The organism is Caballeronia sp. ATUFL_F2_KS9A (genome assembly GCF_023630765.1).
GTDB lineage: Bacteria > Pseudomonadota > Gammaproteobacteria > Burkholderiales > Burkholderiaceae > Caballeronia > Caballeronia zhejiangensis.
The window spans coordinates 101,484-116,639 of the sequence record NZ_JALQEK010000020.1; the positions used below are offsets into that span (position 1 = coordinate 101,484).

16 protein-coding genes are annotated in these 15,156 nt (G+C 63.1%); 12 read left to right on the forward strand and 4 right to left on the reverse strand.

Annotation, left to right across the window (positions count from 1 at the left end; genetic code table 11):
• Positions 1 to 2: 2 nt before the first annotated feature.
• A complete protein-coding gene (gene fliJ / locus NCS67_RS12540; RefSeq protein ID WP_008352578.1) occupies positions 3 to 458 on the forward strand; it encodes a flagellar export protein FliJ in 456 nt (151 codons plus the stop codon).
• A gap of 30 nt (positions 459 to 488) precedes the next feature.
• Positions 489 to 1,850: a flagellar hook-length control protein FliK gene (locus tag NCS67_RS12545; protein ID WP_250435321.1), complete on the forward strand. Its 1,362-nt coding sequence runs from the start codon at positions 489 to 491 to the stop codon at positions 1,848 to 1,850.
• A 6-nt stretch (positions 1,851 to 1,856) separates the two neighbouring features.
• On the opposite strand, the gene NCS67_RS12550 is transcribed toward NCS67_RS12545, so the two are convergent.
• Entirely contained in the window at positions 1,857 to 2,360 is a 504-nt protein-coding gene (locus NCS67_RS12550; RefSeq protein ID WP_250435322.1) for a hypothetical protein, read from the reverse strand.
• A 459-nt stretch (positions 2,361 to 2,819) separates the two neighbouring features.
• On the opposite strand from NCS67_RS12550, the gene NCS67_RS12555 reads away from it, so the two are divergent.
• The 9 genes from NCS67_RS12555 (at position 2,820) to fliR (ending at position 9,906) form a co-directional block, all read left to right on the forward strand.
• The gene (locus NCS67_RS12555) at positions 2,820 to 3,242 is read left to right on the forward strand and encodes a hypothetical protein (protein WP_250435323.1); all 423 of its coding nucleotides are present in this window, start codon (positions 2,820 to 2,822) and stop codon (positions 3,240 to 3,242) included.
• 4 nt (positions 3,243 to 3,246) lie between these two features.
• Positions 3,247 to 4,920: a long-chain-fatty-acid--CoA ligase gene (locus NCS67_RS12560; protein WP_250435324.1), complete on the forward strand. Its 1,674-nt coding sequence runs from the start codon at positions 3,247 to 3,249 to the stop codon at positions 4,918 to 4,920.
• A gap of 439 nt (positions 4,921 to 5,359) precedes the next feature.
• Complete coding sequence (gene fliL / locus NCS67_RS12565) at positions 5,360 to 5,848, forward strand: flagellar basal body-associated protein FliL (RefSeq protein ID WP_034473275.1); 489 nt, start codon at positions 5,360 to 5,362, stop codon at positions 5,846 to 5,848.
• Positions 5,849 to 5,872: 24 nt separating this feature from the next.
• Positions 5,873 to 6,871, forward strand: a complete 999-nt coding sequence (gene fliM / locus NCS67_RS12570; RefSeq protein WP_008352571.1) for a flagellar motor switch protein FliM — start codon at positions 5,873 to 5,875, stop codon at positions 6,869 to 6,871.
• Positions 6,864 to 7,295 carry a flagellar motor switch protein FliN gene (gene fliN, locus NCS67_RS12575; RefSeq protein WP_008352569.1) on the forward strand — a complete coding sequence of 144 codons (432 nt, stop codon included), beginning with the start codon at positions 6,864 to 6,866 and terminating at the stop codon, positions 7,293 to 7,295. Before fliM ends, fliN begins: the two co-directional genes overlap by 8 nt.
• The gene (gene fliO / locus NCS67_RS12580; RefSeq protein ID WP_008352567.1) at positions 7,292 to 7,801 is read left to right on the forward strand and encodes a flagellar biosynthetic protein FliO; all 510 of its coding nucleotides are present in this window, start codon (positions 7,292 to 7,294) and stop codon (positions 7,799 to 7,801) included. The genes fliN and fliO overlap by 4 nt, the downstream gene beginning before the upstream one ends.
• A 245-nt stretch (positions 7,802 to 8,046) precedes the next feature.
• Positions 8,047 to 8,817 carry a flagellar type III secretion system pore protein FliP gene (fliP, locus tag NCS67_RS12585; protein WP_033536657.1) on the forward strand — a complete coding sequence of 257 codons (771 nt, stop codon included), beginning with the start codon at positions 8,047 to 8,049 and terminating at the stop codon, positions 8,815 to 8,817.
• 17 nt (positions 8,818 to 8,834) lie between these two features.
• Positions 8,835 to 9,104, forward strand: a complete 270-nt coding sequence (gene fliQ, locus NCS67_RS12590; protein WP_008352562.1) for a flagellar biosynthesis protein FliQ — start codon at positions 8,835 to 8,837, stop codon at positions 9,102 to 9,104.
• Between the two features lie 10 nt (positions 9,105 to 9,114).
• On the forward strand, positions 9,115 to 9,906 hold the full coding sequence (gene fliR, locus NCS67_RS12595; RefSeq protein WP_008352560.1) for a flagellar biosynthetic protein FliR: 792 nt from the start codon (positions 9,115 to 9,117) through the stop codon (positions 9,904 to 9,906).
• A gap of 3 nt (positions 9,907 to 9,909) precedes the next feature.
• On the opposite strand, the gene NCS67_RS12600 is transcribed toward fliR, so the two are convergent.
• The 3 genes from NCS67_RS12600 to flgK all read right to left on the reverse strand — a co-directional run bounded on the left by NCS67_RS12600 (position 9,910) and on the right by flgK (position 14,610).
• Positions 9,910 to 10,875, reverse strand: a complete 966-nt coding sequence (locus NCS67_RS12600) for an LAPAL motif-containing putative phage structural protein (RefSeq protein ID WP_250435325.1) — start codon at positions 10,873 to 10,875, stop codon at positions 9,910 to 9,912.
• A 544-nt stretch (positions 10,876 to 11,419) separates the two neighbouring features.
• On the reverse strand, positions 11,420 to 12,655 hold the full coding sequence (flgL, locus tag NCS67_RS12605; protein ID WP_034473278.1) for a flagellar hook-associated protein FlgL: 1,236 nt from the start codon (positions 12,653 to 12,655) through the stop codon (positions 11,420 to 11,422).
• Positions 12,656 to 12,666: 11 nt separating this feature from the next.
• Positions 12,667 to 14,610, reverse strand: a complete 1,944-nt coding sequence (flgK, locus tag NCS67_RS12610; RefSeq protein ID WP_008352554.1) for a flagellar hook-associated protein FlgK — start codon at positions 14,608 to 14,610, stop codon at positions 12,667 to 12,669.
• A gap of 42 nt (positions 14,611 to 14,652) precedes the next feature.
• On the opposite strand from flgK, the gene NCS67_RS12615 reads away from it, so the two are divergent.
• Entirely contained in the window at positions 14,653 to 14,916 is a 264-nt protein-coding gene (locus NCS67_RS12615) for a hypothetical protein (protein WP_250435326.1), read from the forward strand.
• Positions 14,917 to 15,156 lie beyond the last annotated feature (240 nt).

The following is a 15,156-nucleotide window of genomic DNA, read 5'->3' on the forward strand; positions in this document are numbered from 1 at the left end:
CCATGTCGAAGAATCTGCCGATCAACACCCTCATCGAACTCGCCGAAGAGGAACTCGATAACGCCACGAAGAAGCTCGGCAAGCTTCAGCAGGAACGCAACGAGATCGAAACGCAACTGAACGCGCTCGTGACGTATCGCGACGAGTATCACGCGCGTTTCACGGCGTCGGCGCAGCAAGGCACGACGGCGCAGACGCTGCGCAATTTCCAGGCTTTCGTCGATACGCTCGACAGCGCCATCGCGCAGCAGCGCACGCTGCTCCTGATGGCCGATCAGCGCATCGAGGCGGCGAAACCCGACTGGCGTCTCAAGAAACAGAAGCTCGGCAGCTACGAAGTGCTGGCCGCACGCGGCGAGGCGATCCTCGCGAAGAAGGCCGCGCGCGTCGAGCAGCGCGAATCCGACGAACACGCCGCCAAGGTGCTGCGCATGCGCGCCGAGCGGGCTTCGTCGTAATCCATTCATCGATATTTCCAGAGGCTCAGCATGTCCTCCGTTTCTCTTCTCGGCGCGCTTTCCGGCGCCACGTCATCGGGCAACTCCGCGGCGCAGCGCGCGGCGAGCGCCGGCGCGTCGTTCGGCAAGACGCTCCAGGGCATCACCGACCGCGCCAACGCCGACGCGCAAGCGGCTCAGGCGTTCGCGGATTCGTCCGCCGACACATCGAGCGTGCACGACGCGCCGAAGCCTTCCGACGACGCATCGAAGAGCGACGACGCATCCGATGCTCAGGCCGCCGCGAAGCCCGACGAGACAGACGCGCCGAAAGAGGCATCGAAGCCTGCGGACAAGACGAATACGGCCGACGCGTCGAAGCCGGCGTCGGGCTCGTCATCGGATGCGGCCGCCGCTGCGCAAGCGAAAGCCCGCGCGGACGCCGCGAACGAAGCCGACGCCGACTCGGACGATACCGAGTCCGCGCTCGCCGATGCGGCCGACGCTGCATCGCTCGTCACGACGACCGCATCGACCGACGACGACAAAGCGACGGACACGACGCACAAGAGCAGCGATGCGAAGTCGGCGCAGGACGCGCTGGCCGCCGCGCTCGCCTCGATGAACAACACGCAGCCCGCGAATGCCGCGGCGAACGGTTCGGTCGGGACGGCGCGCGAGGGCGGGAAAGGCGACGATCAGGGCGGCCTCTTCGCGAAAGGCGGAAAGGGCGCGAGCCTGCCCGGGCTGACGGCGAATGCGAAGGCCGGCGACAAGGCTGTCGACGCAGCCGCGCTCGCATCCGCGCAAACCGCGCCGGCGATATCCGCCGACGCCGCGACCGCCGCCTACAAGCAAGCCGCCGACGCGGCCGCGCACGCGGTCGCGATGCAGACGGCATCGGCGGGTTCGGCGGTGTCGAGTCCGCAGGGCGCGATGGCATCGGCGACCAGCGCCGCGATCGCACCGCACGTTGGCGGCTCCGGCTGGGACGACGCGTTCAGTCAGAAGGTCGTGTTTCTGTCGAAGGCGGATCAGCAAAGCGCGGAATTGACGCTGAATCCGAAAGATCTCGGGCCGTTGCAGGTGACGCTGCAGGTCTCCGATAACCACGCGCACGCGCTGTTCGTGTCGCAGCATGCGCAGGTGCGCGAAGCGATCGAAGCCGCGATGCCGAAGCTGCGCGAAGCGATGGAAGCGAACGGCATCAGTCTCGGAAGCGCGTCCGTCGCCGATGGCTTCACGCGCCAGTCGCAGCAACAAAGCGGTGACGGCCGCTCGGGATCGGGCGGCGGCGGCCGTGCGTCGGGCGGAATCGGTGGGCTGGGCGGCGTGAGCGCCGACGATTCCGTTGCGGCGAGTATCAACGTGCCCGCGCGACGCACGGTCGGACTCGTCGATACGTTCGCCTGATCCTTCTCAGCGCCTCACGCCGCACATTCGGCGCGCAGGCGCTCGACGACGACGATGTAATGCCGGGGGCATCGTCCGTTGAAAGGCCACCGGCGTGGTGACGAACATGCCGACGAAATGCGCGACGCCGCGCAGCGGCGCGTTCATCGGGAAGTCGAGCACATGCGACGACGCCGACGTGATGTCGATGCCGCACGCGAGCACGCTGGAGACGAGCGCCGCAAAAAGCAGCGCGCGCAGGAGATAGAGGCCGCGCAGCGGGACGTGCGTGAAACGCACGACGATGCCGACCGCGATCGCGGGTGCGGCGATGAGCAGAAGCGCGGCGAAAAGCGCGTGCAGCACGCTCCTCCGATGCAGCACGCCGACGAGCGTCTGCGCGCCGGCGAGTCCGCCGATGACCGCAGGCCAGCCGCACGGCGCGTCAGCATGAGAGCCGCCATCGCGACGCCCAAAGGCGGCCAGATCGACGCGGCGCTCGCCAGATGGAAACCGGCCGAGGCCAGTCAATCGCGACTCAAACGACGATCAGCGTTCTCCCAATTGGCGGACTTTTCTCAAAGTCTCGGCATTGTCCTGAGACAGGACACAGCATGAATGCAACATTTAGTATTCCTCTGATGGCGGTCTGAAGGGCGCTCCTAGAATCTGCGCGACTCGTCTCCTTTGCCGCCGCGCAGCAACATGCGCGACGCTTTGTCATGCGCGCATTCGTTTCACTGCTGCTGGCTTTCTGCCTGCACGTCCCTTTTTCCGACGCCTTCGCCCAAGGTTCGTCATCGCCCGTAATCGACGCCGCGCCCAAGTCCCGGCCGCGGATCGCGCTGGTTTTGCGACTATGTCCGGCGGGCGCTGGATCTCAACGAAGGCGATGCCTACGACGCGCACGAAATCAACGAACGCCTCGCGCGCCTCGAAACGAGCGGCTACTTCAAGAGCGTCTCGCACGAATTCGTCCACGAGGACGGCGTGAACCGCCCGCGCGTGAACCCGGCGGAAAAGAGCTGGGGATCCAACTTCCTGCTGTTCTCGCTCGGCGGCCTCCGACATCTGGCGGCGTATGGCGTCAATCAGTTCTCCGGGAACTACGTGTTCTACAGCCAGCAGACGTACCAGTTTCGCGTGGCGTCGCCGAAAGGAACGGCGGTGAACGACGTGTATCTCGGCACGATGGCCGAAGCCGGCAACGCAACGTTCGAGCGCAGCGCACTTCGCATGGGCGATCTGAAGAAGAGCCTCAGCGTGTTCGTCGGCGCGACGACCGCTCGGCCCGGCCTATCACGGCTACGCGATCGCGCCGGGCGGCATTCCAAGCGTCTATCTCCAGTTCGGCGCGAAGTTCTGAGGCCGACGTGGCCCGCGCGCGCATTTCTTACAACAACAACCACATGACTTCATGAACAAGACCTGGCTTGCATCGTATCCATCCGGCGTGCCTGCCGAGATCGAATCCGACCGATACCGCTCCGTCACCGACCTGCTCGAGCAGAGCTTCCGCCTTTACGCCGGGAAACCGGCGTTCGCGTGCATGGGAGCGTCCATCAGTTACGCGAAGCTCGACGCGCTTTCGCGCGACCTCGCCGCGTGGCTGCAGTCGACCGGCCTGCGCAAAGGCGCGCGCGTCGCGATTATGATGCCCAACGTGCTGCAATATCCGGTCGCGCTCGCGGCGATCCTGCGCGCGGGCTACGTCGTCGTGAACGTGAATCCGCTCTACACGCCGCGTGAGCTCGAACATCAGCTGAAGGACAGCGGCGCCGAAGCGATCATCCTGCTCGACAACTTCGCGGCGACGCTGCAAGCGGTCGTGCACGAGACGACGATCAGACACGTAGTCGTCGCGACGCTGGGCGACTTGCTCGGCGCGAAAGGATGCCTCGTGAACTTCGTCGCGCGGCATGTCAAAAAGCTGGTGCCCGCATGGAACCTGCCCGGCCACACGGCGTTCAACGCGGCGCTCGCCCGCGGCAGGCACATGGCGTTCACGCCGGTCGAGCAGCAGCCGGACGACATCGCCCTTCTGCAGTACACGGGCGGCACGACGGGCGTGGCGAAGGGCGCCGTGCTGCCGCATCGCAGTCTGATCGCCAACATGCTGCAGACGCAGGCGTGGCTCGAACCGGCCCGCGCGCAGCGGCCCACGTCCGGACAACTCACGACGGCCATCGCGTTGCCGCTCTATCACGTCTTCGCGCTGACGGCGTGCGGACTGCTGACGATCCAGACCGGCGCATTGGGCGTGCTGATCCCGAATCCGCGCGACATCGGCGGCATGATCCGGACGCTGCGGCGCTATCGCATCACGATGTTCCCGGCGGTGAACACGCTCTACAACGCGATGCTCGATCACCCGGATTTCGCGCAGCTCGATTGCTCGCGGCTCTTCGCGGCTGTCGGCGGCGGTGCGCCGGTGCAGCAGGCCGTGGCGCAGCGCTGGCTCGAAAAGACGGGCGTGCCGATCATCGAAGGCTACGGCCTGACCGAGACGACCGCGTGCGTGACTTGCAACCCGGCGGACTCGACGCAGCGTGGCGGCACGATCGGCTTGCCGCTGCCGTCGACGGAAGTTTCGATCCGCGATGACGCAGGCAACGAAGCCGCGCCCGGCGAACCCGGCGAGTTGTGCATTCGCGGGCCACAGGTCATGGCGGGCTACTGGAATCGTCCGGACGAGACGGCGCACGTCATCACGGCCGACGGCTTCTTCAAGTCGGGCGATATCGCCGTGATGGATGAACACGGCTTCCTGAAGATCGTCGATCGCAAGAAAGACATGATCCTGGTCTCGGGCTTCAACGTCTATCCGAACGAGATCGAGGACGTGGTCGCCGCGCATCCCGGCGTGTTCGAGGCGGCGGCGGTCGGCGTGCCCGACCGTCATTCCGGCGAGTCCGTGAGGATTTTCGTCGTGCGGCGCGACCCGGCCCTCACCGAGGCCGATCTGATCGCGCATTGCAAGGAGCGCCTGACGGGCTACAAGCGGCCCAAGGCAGTCGAGTTCCGCGAGAGTCTGCCCAAGAGCAATATCGGAAAGGTTTTGCGCAGGGAACTGCGCGATGGAACCGCGTGAGCGCGGAAGGAAGAAAGACGTGAAGCAATTCGTTTCGATGAAAGAGGTTGCGGCGGTGGCCATGCTGGCGCTCGCACGCCATGCCCGCGCCGACGACGCGCCGCCGCTAACGCCGCAAACGCAGGAAGCGCGAGCGCGCCGGCCGAATCGCCGTGGAAGGCTTCGATCGGCTTTCGCCGCGCTGAATTACCGCTTCTGAGCGGTTCCCCGGCGCGCCACTGCGCCGGGCTCTCCCTTCCCTTTTCTTTCCCCGCGCGGGCGCAATGCCCGCGCCGGCCTCAAGTTTTCCGTCCGAAAAGCCGAGATAGGTATCGAAGAGCGGGTCCGCGCAGGCCCGGAGCAATCGAACGGAATAGCCAGAAAACCCCCCTCTGTTCGACCCATCGCTTTACACCGCGATAGCCAACAATTCACCCTATCGAAAGAGGCACGCATTTTCATGGCTACCACGACCGCAAACCAGCAACCCATCGTTCCCGCGAAAGGCGGGAAGCTCAAAAAGATCCTGATCATCGCCGTCGGCGCGATCGTGCTGCTCGGCGCGGGCGCCGGTGGCGCGTACTTCTTCGTCGGGAAGAATCATGGTCCGGCCAAGCCGGCGCCGGAGCCGCCGCCCGTGTTTTTCCCGCTCGAATCGCTGACGGTGAATCTCCAGTCGGACGACGGCGCCATGCACTATCTCCGCGCCGGCCTCACGCTCAAGCTGAAGGACGAAAAGGTCCAGTTGCTCGTCACCGAGCACATGCCGGAAGTCCGCAGCCATGTGCTGCTTCTGCTTTCCGGCAAGCGCCCGGACGATCTCGCGACCGTCGACGGCAAGAAGCAGCTTGCCAACGAACTGCGCGCGTCGGTCGAAACCGCGGCGAGCACGGCGGAGAAACCGGTGCGCGTCGAGGAAGTGCTGTTCACCGAATTCGTCGTTCAGTAACGCCGGATCAGCGAGTAAAGAGTCATGGGCCACGAAGAGTTCATGTCGCAGGAGGAGGTCGATGCCCTCCTCAAGGGCGTCACCGGCGAGATCGATCAGGAAGCTGACGAGAAAAAGCCCGCCGGCGTACGTCCGTACAACATTGCGACGCAGGAACGCATCGTCCGCGGCCGGATGCCCGGCCTCGAAATCATCAACGACCGCTTCGCGCGCCTCATGCGCGTGGGCATCTTCAACTTCATGCGGCGCTCGGCGGAAATTTCCGTCGGTCCGGTGAAGGTGCAGAAATACAGCGAATTCACGCGCAATCTGCCGATCCCGACCAATCTGAACCTGGTCCATGTGAAGCCCTTGCGCGGCACGTCGCTGTTCGTGTTCGACCCGAATCTCGTGTTCTTCGTGGTCGATAACCTTTTCGGCGGCGACGGGCGTTTTCATACACGCGTCGAAGGCCGCGAGTTCACGCAAACCGAGCAGCGCATCATCGCGAAACTGCTGAATCTCGTGTTCGAGCATTACGCGACGTCGTGGCGCAGCGTGAAGCCGCTGCAGTTCGAATACATGCGCTCGGAGATGCACACGCAGTTCGCCAACGTGGCGACACCGAACGAAATCGTCATCGTGACGCAGTTCACGATCGAGTTCGGCTCGACGGGCGGCACGCTGCACATCTGCATGCCGTACTCGATGATCGAGCCGATCCGCGACGTGCTTTCCTCGCCGATTCAGGGCGAAGCGCTCGAAGTGGACCGCCGCTGGGTGCGCGTGCTGTCGCAGCAAGTGCAGTCGGCGGAAGTGGAACTGACGGTGGATCTCGCCGAGATCCGCTCGTCGTTCGAGCAGATTCTGAACATGCGCGTAGGCGATGTGCTGCCGATCGACATTCCGGAGCAGGTCGTCGCGAAGGTGGACGGCGTGCCGGTGATGGAATGCGGCTACGGAATGTTTAATGGTCAATACGCGCTGCGCGTGCAAAAGATGATCAGCGCGAGCGATACGATGAAGGAAGGTGGATATGAGTGACCTGATGCAGAACGACGCGCCCGGCGCGCCGGAAAAAGGTGAAGAGCTGATGCTGGACGACTGGGCGAGCGCGCTCGCCGAGCAGAACGGCAACGAAGCGCCGGTGGCCGCGAGCGCGGGCGTGTTCCAGCCGCTGTCGAAGGCCGCGGCGCCGTCGACGCGCAACGACATCGACATGATTCTCGACATCCCCGTGCAGATGACGGTGGAACTCGGGCGCACGAAGATCGCGATCCGCAACCTGCTGCAACTCGCGCAAGGCTCGGTCGTGGAACTGGACGGCCTCGCCGGCGAACCGATGGACGTGCTCGTGAACGGCTGCCTCATCGCGCAGGGCGAAGTGGTCGTCGTCAACGACAAGTTCGGCATTCGCCTGACCGACATCATCACGCCGTCCGAACGCATCCGGAAGTTGAATCGATGAAACGCCTGGCCGTTGCGCTGCTCTTCGCCGCGCCTCTTTTCGCCCATGCCGCCGACATGAACGCGGTGAACCACGCCGCGCAGATCGCCTCGGGCGTCGGCGCGGGCACCGCGGTGCCATCGCTCGGTTTCGGCGCGGTGTTGCAGACGCTGCTCGGACTCGTGATCGTGATCGGCTTCGTGTTCGGCTGCGCATGGCTCGCGCGCAAGTTCGGCTATCAGGGCGGCAAGCGCAGCGGTCTCGTGAAGGTCGTGGGCGGCGCATCGCTCGGCAACAAGGAACGCGTCGCGGTCGTCGAAGTGGGCGATACGTGGCTCGTGCTCGGCGCCGGTCCTGGCAACGTGCGTCTGTTGCACACGATGCCCGCAGGCTCGGCGGAAGTGGAAGGCGTCGGCGTTCCCGCGCAATCGTCGCCGCCGGCGGGCAACTTCGGGCAGCGCTTTCGCGACGCCCTCGCCGGCGAAGCGAACAAGCGGCTCCAGAAGTTCGTTTCTCCCGGCAAATAAGTCAGTCTTGCCGATGCATCGGGCGCGGTTCGCGAGGACCGCGCCCGATGTGCGTTTACGGCGCACGTTCGCAATAGAACGAGTTGGCGCGGGTTTCCCCCTCTTTTCGCCCCATCGTCCCATGCCGCGATAGCCGAGAATTCACGCTATCGAAAGAGGCAGGATTCCATGGTCATCACGTTCGTCGTTCATCAAGGTCAGCGCATTCTCGATGCCCTCGCAAGCATCGTCGGCGGGAGCAAGTAATGCAGGTGAGTCGTAACATCGTGCGCGGCGTGAAGCTCGCGCTGCCCGTCGCAATCGGCCTCGCGCCGTATCTGGCGTTCGCGCAAAGCACGGCGGGGCTGCCCGCCTTCAACACGAGTCCCGGCCCGAACGGCGGCACGACGTACTCGCTCAGCGTGCAGACGATGCTGCTGCTGACGATGCTCTCGTTCCTGCCCGCGATGGTCCTGATGATGACGAGCTTCACGCGCATCATCATCGTGCTGTCGCTGTTGCGGCAGGCGCTCGGCACCACGAGCACGCCGCCGAACCAGGTGCTCGTCGGCCTCGCGCTGTTTCTGTCGTTCTTCGTGATGTCGCCGGTTCTCGACAAGGCTTACACCGACGCATACAAGCCCTTCTCCGAAGGCCAGATCGCGATGGATCAGGCGATGACGCGCGGCGTCGCGCCCTTCAAGCAGTTCATGCTGAAGCAGACGCGCGAATCGGATCTCGCGCTGTTTGCGCGCATCTCGCACGCCGCGCCGATGAACGGACCGGAAGACGTGCCGCTTTCGCTGCTCGTGCCGTCGTTCGTCACGAGCGAATTGAAGACGGGTTTCCAGATCGGCTTCACGATCTTCATTCCGTTTCTCATCATCGACATGGTGGTGGCGAGCGTGCTGATGTCGATGGGCATGATGATGGTTTCGCCTTCGACGATCGCGCTGCCGTTCAAGCTGATGCTGTTCGTGCTCGTCGATGGCTGGCAGTTGCTGATCGGCTCGCTCGCGCAGAGCTTCGTTTCCTGATTTCGTGAGACTTTGAAATGACGCCAGAATCCGTCATGACGATGGCGCATCAGGCGATGTACGTCGCCTTGTTGCTCGCCGCGCCCTTGTTGCTGGTCGCGCTCGTCGTCGGTCTCGTGGTGAGCCTGTTCCAGGCGGCCACCCAGATCAACGAATCGACGCTCTCGTTCATTCCGAAGCTGATCGCGGTGGCGGTGACGCTCGTGATCGCCGGTCCGTGGATGCTCTCGACGCTGCTCGACTACATGCGCCACGTTTTCACGATCACGCCTGCGATCACGGGCTGAGTTTCGTTCGATGTTCTCCGTCACCTATGCGCAGCTGAACGGCTGGCTCACGGCGTTTCTGTGGCCGTTCGTGCGAATTCTCGCGCTGATCGCCACCGCGCCCGTGCTGAGCCACATGGCGATTCCGATGCGCGTGAAGATCGCGCTTGCGGCCTTCATCTCGCTGATCGTCGCGCCGACGCTGCCCGCGATGCCGCAGGCGACGGTGTTTTCGGCGGCGGGCGTGTGGATCATCGTGAATCAGTTTCTGATCGGCGCGGCGATCGGCATGGTGATGCAGATCGCGTTCGCGACCGTCGATGCAGCCGGCGAGTTCATCGGGCAGCAGATGGGCCTCGGTTTCGCGACGCTTTACGATCCGCGCGCGGGTGGCAATGCGGTGGTCGTGTCGCGCTATCTGAACACGCTGGCGATGCTCGCGTTTCTCGTCTTCGATGGCCATCTGCAGTTGATGAGCGCGCTCGTGGCGACTTTTCAGAGCGTGCCGATCGAGGCGAATGTGGTGGCGTCGGCTTCGCATGCGCAGGGATGGCGCGTGTTGGTCGGGTATGGCGCGAGCGTGTTTTCGACGGGCTTGCTGCTGGCGTTGCCGATCGTGGCGGCGCTGCTTATCGCCAATCTGGCGCTCGGCGTTTTGAATCGCGCTGCGCCGCAGATCGGGATATTTCAGGTCGGGTTTCCGGTGACGATGCTCGTCGGGCTGCTTTTGTTGCAGCTCATGGTGCCGAATCTGATGCCGTTTTTTCAGCGGGTTTTCGATGTGGGGATTGCGCAGATTGGGCGGGTTGCGGGGGCGCTTTAGTCGCTAAAGAAGCGCCTGCTGCAAGGGCGCCCGATGCTCATGCACTTTGATGATTCGATACTCGTTTTTCAACGCGCCAGCTTCGATCGATTGAATTTGGCGTAGATCGACGACGAGGACGTCGCCTTTTCCAAAGCGTTCGCCGCTATTCACTTTGCTCAGAAATACTTCGTCGTCCAATGCGGCGAAAAAAGGATATTGGCCGTCGTGAACGCGCCATTTGTTTCCGTCCTTGAATACGACGGATTCCACCAGCAGGACTTTTCTCGCAACGAAGTCCGAGACCACTTCGCCGCTGTCATTGTCGGATGATGCAAATGACGCAAGCTCATCGTCTTCGATGATGAGTTCCACTTTCTCGCCGCGCACGATACCGAAGTTCGATATGCCTTCGCGCTCGAGAGGCGACAGGGTCTTGCTAAGACTCGAGCGCACGGCGGTATTTCGCCAGAGGCGCACGACATTGGCCTCGACCTCGACGGACTCCGTTTCTGTGATCCACACATGCGAGACTTCACCGACCTGTTCGATTCGGTGCGGCCGGCGTCCGCGCAGCTTGCGTGCCAGCCCGACGACGCCGCCACCGCCGCCGATGAGGCCGAGGATGTTGAGGATCGTATAAGCATTGGAAATTGCCGTGGCATTGGACCCGGCGAACATATCGCGGATCTGGGCCAGCAGTTGTTGCACGAAGATGAGATCGAGTTCGAACGAACCGGCTTTGAAACTGCCTTTGACTTCGACCCGGACATCGGCTGAATCGCCGTTCAGTTCCTTGTTCGCTGCCGTGAACAAATCGGCGATGGCCACGAGCGCGGGCGCAAGGTCCCGCACATCCATTCGATGTTCCGCGAGTGCAGGGCCGTCATATACGACGTTGAACCGCTCGTGGTTGCTCATGTCGTTGTGATGTTCGGAATACTGGGATTCGCTGCCGCGCGGGCTGGCAGGTCGACCGGATGTTACCACGCAGCCTCCTCGAATAGCGGGCCGTGGCGGGCACCGCCATACATGCGATAGGGCCGCCCGAGGGGCGGAAACTACGCGACAACGGGACTCGTCAAGGATGAGTCATTTCACGATGCCGAGCGGCAACATCATGTCTGAGCGCGCACGATAGAGATACACGAAACGTCCCATTTCGCGTGCTCTTCTACCGCACCTCGATCTGAGTTGGCTTCCTTTGCATACCCAACGGCAGCGCGTAGCGCTGTGCCGAAGCTGTTTCGTGCTGAACCAGCGCGCTCAACGTATTCGGGCGGCAGATCGTGCGCGAGCCAAGCCCGATTGGTTCTATGAGGGCACTCTTTAGGCGAGTGCCACCGAGGACGAGAGGACTACCCAAATTGCGTGTGACCGCGGGCTTGAAAATCTGCTTTCTTTGCCTACTTTCTTTGCAGCAGCAAAGAAAGTAGGTGCCGCCCCGCACAGGGGCAACGTTAATAGACCGACGCGAATACGGGATCCGGCGAAAGCAGAAGGGAGAACGCAGAAAGCAAAAAAAAAGCCGCCTTCAACCCTGAATGTAATCAAACAACGACATCTTCTGAATCTGCGAAAACGCCATCTGCGCGGCCTGCAGCGAACTCTGCGTCAACTCGTACTGACTGATCGACGAAACGAGGTCGATGCTCGTCAGATTCGCGATGTCACTCGCCGTCTGCGTCTGACTCGTCTGCATTGCGCTCTGCGTCGACTGCACTTGCTGCTCGCGTCCGCCCACCACCGTCTGCGCCGCCAGCACGTTGTTGAACGTGTTGCTCACCTTCGTGCCGATCGTCGTCAGCGTGTTGGTCAGCGCCGCCTGCGCGCCCGGCGATCCCGTCGGCTGCTTGAGCGCGTTCACGAGGCTGTCGAGCGTCGCGAAGATGTCGTTGTTGCCCGACGCCGCCGGCTCCACGGAGAACGTGTCGCCATCGGCGGGCGTGCCGTCGATCGTCACCTTCTGGCCGCCAAGCGCGATGTCCGTGCTGCCCGTGTAGGCCACGTTCGTCGGCAACGATGAATCCGCCGGGTTCGACGTGACCGAGTAGGTCGTCGAGCCATCCGTCGCCGAGACCGAGAACTTGATCGTGTACGTGCTCGCATTGGCCGCGTTGCTCGTATCGTTGACGCTCACGCCGCTGATCGTCCCGGTGCCCGTGTTCGTGCTGGCCGCGCTCGACACCGGATCGCTTTCCGTCGGCAATACGCTGCCGAAGATCGACGCGCCCGTGTCACCCACCGGGATCGTCCGTCCTTCGCTGATCTGCACCGTGCGCTGGCCGTAATCGCCCGAATACTGCGCGCCGACGCCCGACGGGTCGTTCGTGTACGGCTGCGTGCCGCCCTTGAGTCCCGAGAAAATATAGTTGCCGTTGCTGTCCGTGGTGTTCGCGAGGCTGAAGAGCTGATCGCGCAAACCCTGAATCGTGTTCGCGATGGCCGTGCGGTCCGAATCGGTGAGCGAACCGTCGCCCGCATGCACGATCTGCGTCTGCACGCTCGTCAGCGCGCTGCTCACGCTGCTCAGCGTCGCGTCTTCCTGCTGCAGCGCGGACAACGCCGTCGTCTGATTCGTGCCGTACTGCGTGAGCGCGCCGCTTTTCATCGTGAGCTGCACCGCCTGCGCCGCGCCGAGCGGATCGTCCGACGCGGTGAGAAGGCGCTTGCCCGACGAGATCTGCTGATACATCGACGAAAGCGTACTTTGCTGGTCGCTCATCGAAGCGACGTTCAGGTTGAAGTACTGGGAACTGGAAATACGCATCGCGTTTAGCCTCAGTTGAACATGCCGAGCAGCGACTGGAACAGCGTCGCGGCGGTCTGAATCACCTTGCTGTTCGCTTGATAAAGCTGCTGGTACTGAATCAGGTTGGCCGCCTCTTCGTTCAGGTTCACGCCCTGCACCGATTGCTGCGCCGACGTCGCCTGGTTGAGGAGCGAGGTCTGCGCCGTGCTCGTCGCCTTGAGCTGATTCGTCTGGTTGCCGATGTTGTTGATATAGCTCGAGTACGAACTCGTCAGCGTGTCCGTGCCGCCGTTGAGCGACTTCGCCGACACCAGGTTCGACATCGCGAGCGCATTGCTGCCGTCGCTCGTGCCGCCCTTGTTCTGCGCGATCGCGAACGCGTCGCCGTCCTTCGGCGTGCCGCTGATGGTCGCCGAAACGCCCATCGCCGAGACCGTGAGACCGTTGTTCGCGTCGTACGGAATCGTCGTGCCCGCGGTGTACGTCGTCGTGCCGACGGTGACATCGACATCCGATGTAAAGCCGTTCGCCGACGCGCTGTACGTCAGGTTGATGCCCGACGTCATCGTGTTGCTCGTCACCGTCGCCGACGAAATCGATGCCGTGCCGGTGTTCGTGGTCGCCGCCGACGTCACCGCGGGCGACGCCGCCGCGATCGCCGCGCCGTTGCTCGTCGTGAGCTTGAAGTTGTCGAGCGCGCCGCGCGTCGGCTGGATCGTGAACGAGTCGCCCTTCTGCACGCCGCTGAGCGTCGACACGTCGATGTTCAGGCCGTTGATCGTCTTGTTCGTCTCCGTCGCCGGATCGATCGTGCCGAGTGTATTGCCGCTTGCCGGGTCCGTCACCGTGTACTTGCTGCCGTCGTACGTGACCGTGAAGTCGTTCGTCGGCGGCTGTGCGCCATCGGCGATCGTCGCCGTCGGCACGCCGGTGCCCTTGTTGCGCGCGTTCGAGATGACGGTCGGATCGCTCGTCGAAAACAGCTTGCCGCCGGCCTGGCCGTTGAGGTCGAGACCGAGCGCGTTCTGATCGTTCAACTGATTGGCGAAGCTCGTCGCGATCGCGCCGAGTTGCGCCTGCGCCGGATCGAGCGTCTGCGTGCGGAAGTCGATGAGACCGCCGACCGTGCCGCCCGTCAGCGCCGAGTTGTCGAGGTACTGCATGTTCGCGGCCGTCTGCGTCGCGCCGTTGCTGCTCTGGTAGGCGATCGTGAGCTCGCTCGGATCGGACGGCGACGGCACGGCTTGCAGCCCGTACTGCGTACCTCCGACGACGAGCGGCTGCCCGTTGCCGATGAACACGTTGTAGTTGCCGTCGGACTGCACGACCTGCACGCCGATCATCGACGACAGGTTCGTGACGAGCTGATCGCGCTGATCGAGCAACTGGTTCGGCTGCTGGCCGCCCGCGCTGGCGATGTTGATCTGCTTGTTGAGATCGGCGATCTGTTGCGAGTAGCTGTTGATCTGCGAGACCGCGCTCGTCAGTTGCGTGTTGACGCTCTGACGCAGTTGGTCGTATTGCTGGCCTGCCGTGTTGATCTGATCGGCGAGCGTTTGCGCGCTGCTCATCAGCGACTGGCGCGCGGAGGAACTGTTCGCCGAATTCGCCACCGACTGCAGGCCGGAGAAGTAATTCGAGATGCCTTTCGAGATGCCGGAAGTCGGATCGCCGACGAGGTTGTTCAGCTGCGAGATCAGCGAGTAATACGTGCTGGCGGCGCTGCTGGACGCTTGCGTGTTGTTGACTTGCGTCGTCAGGTACTGGCTGTACTGGCGCGTGACGGTGACGGCCTGAACGCCGCTGCCGAGATAGCCCGAGCCGGTGAACTGACCGGGCGACTCCTGATACTGGACTTTCTCGAGCGTATAGCCCGGCGTCGCGGCGTTGCTGATGTTCTGTCCCGTCGTCGTGAGGCCCCATTGGGCCGCGTTCAAACCGGAAAGACCAATGCTGAAGATGTTATTGGACATGCGTGAATCCTGGTGAAGCGGCGTTGGATCGAGCGCTGCCGCATGGCTGATTTGTATATCGGCCGATTGCCGGGGAAGTTGAGCGTTTGCGGGTTGGGTTTTGGCTTTTACCGAAGCCCGGGCGGTTTTTGCGATGGGGCCATTATCGGAGAGGTGGCGCAATGGCTATTGCGCGAAGAGCATGCCTTTTTGGGGCTAATTCTTCGATTTTGTTTCGTTGGGCTTGGTTTTTCGCTTTTGCTTTCGCTTTTGCTTTTGCTTTTGCTTCCGGTTTCGCCGGATCCCGTGTTCGTGTCGGTCTATTAGCGTTGCCCCTGTGCGGGGCGGCACCTACTTTCTTTGCTGCTGCAAAGAAAGTAGGCAAAGAAAGCAGCTTTTCAGGCCCGCGGTCACACGCAATTTGGGTAGTTCTCTCGTTGCAGATGGCACTCGCCTAAAGAGTGCCCTCATCACAATAACCGGGCTTGGATCGCGCACGGTCCGCCGCCCGAAAACGTTGAGCGCGCTGGTTCAGCACGAAAGAGCTTCGGCACAGCGCTACGCGCT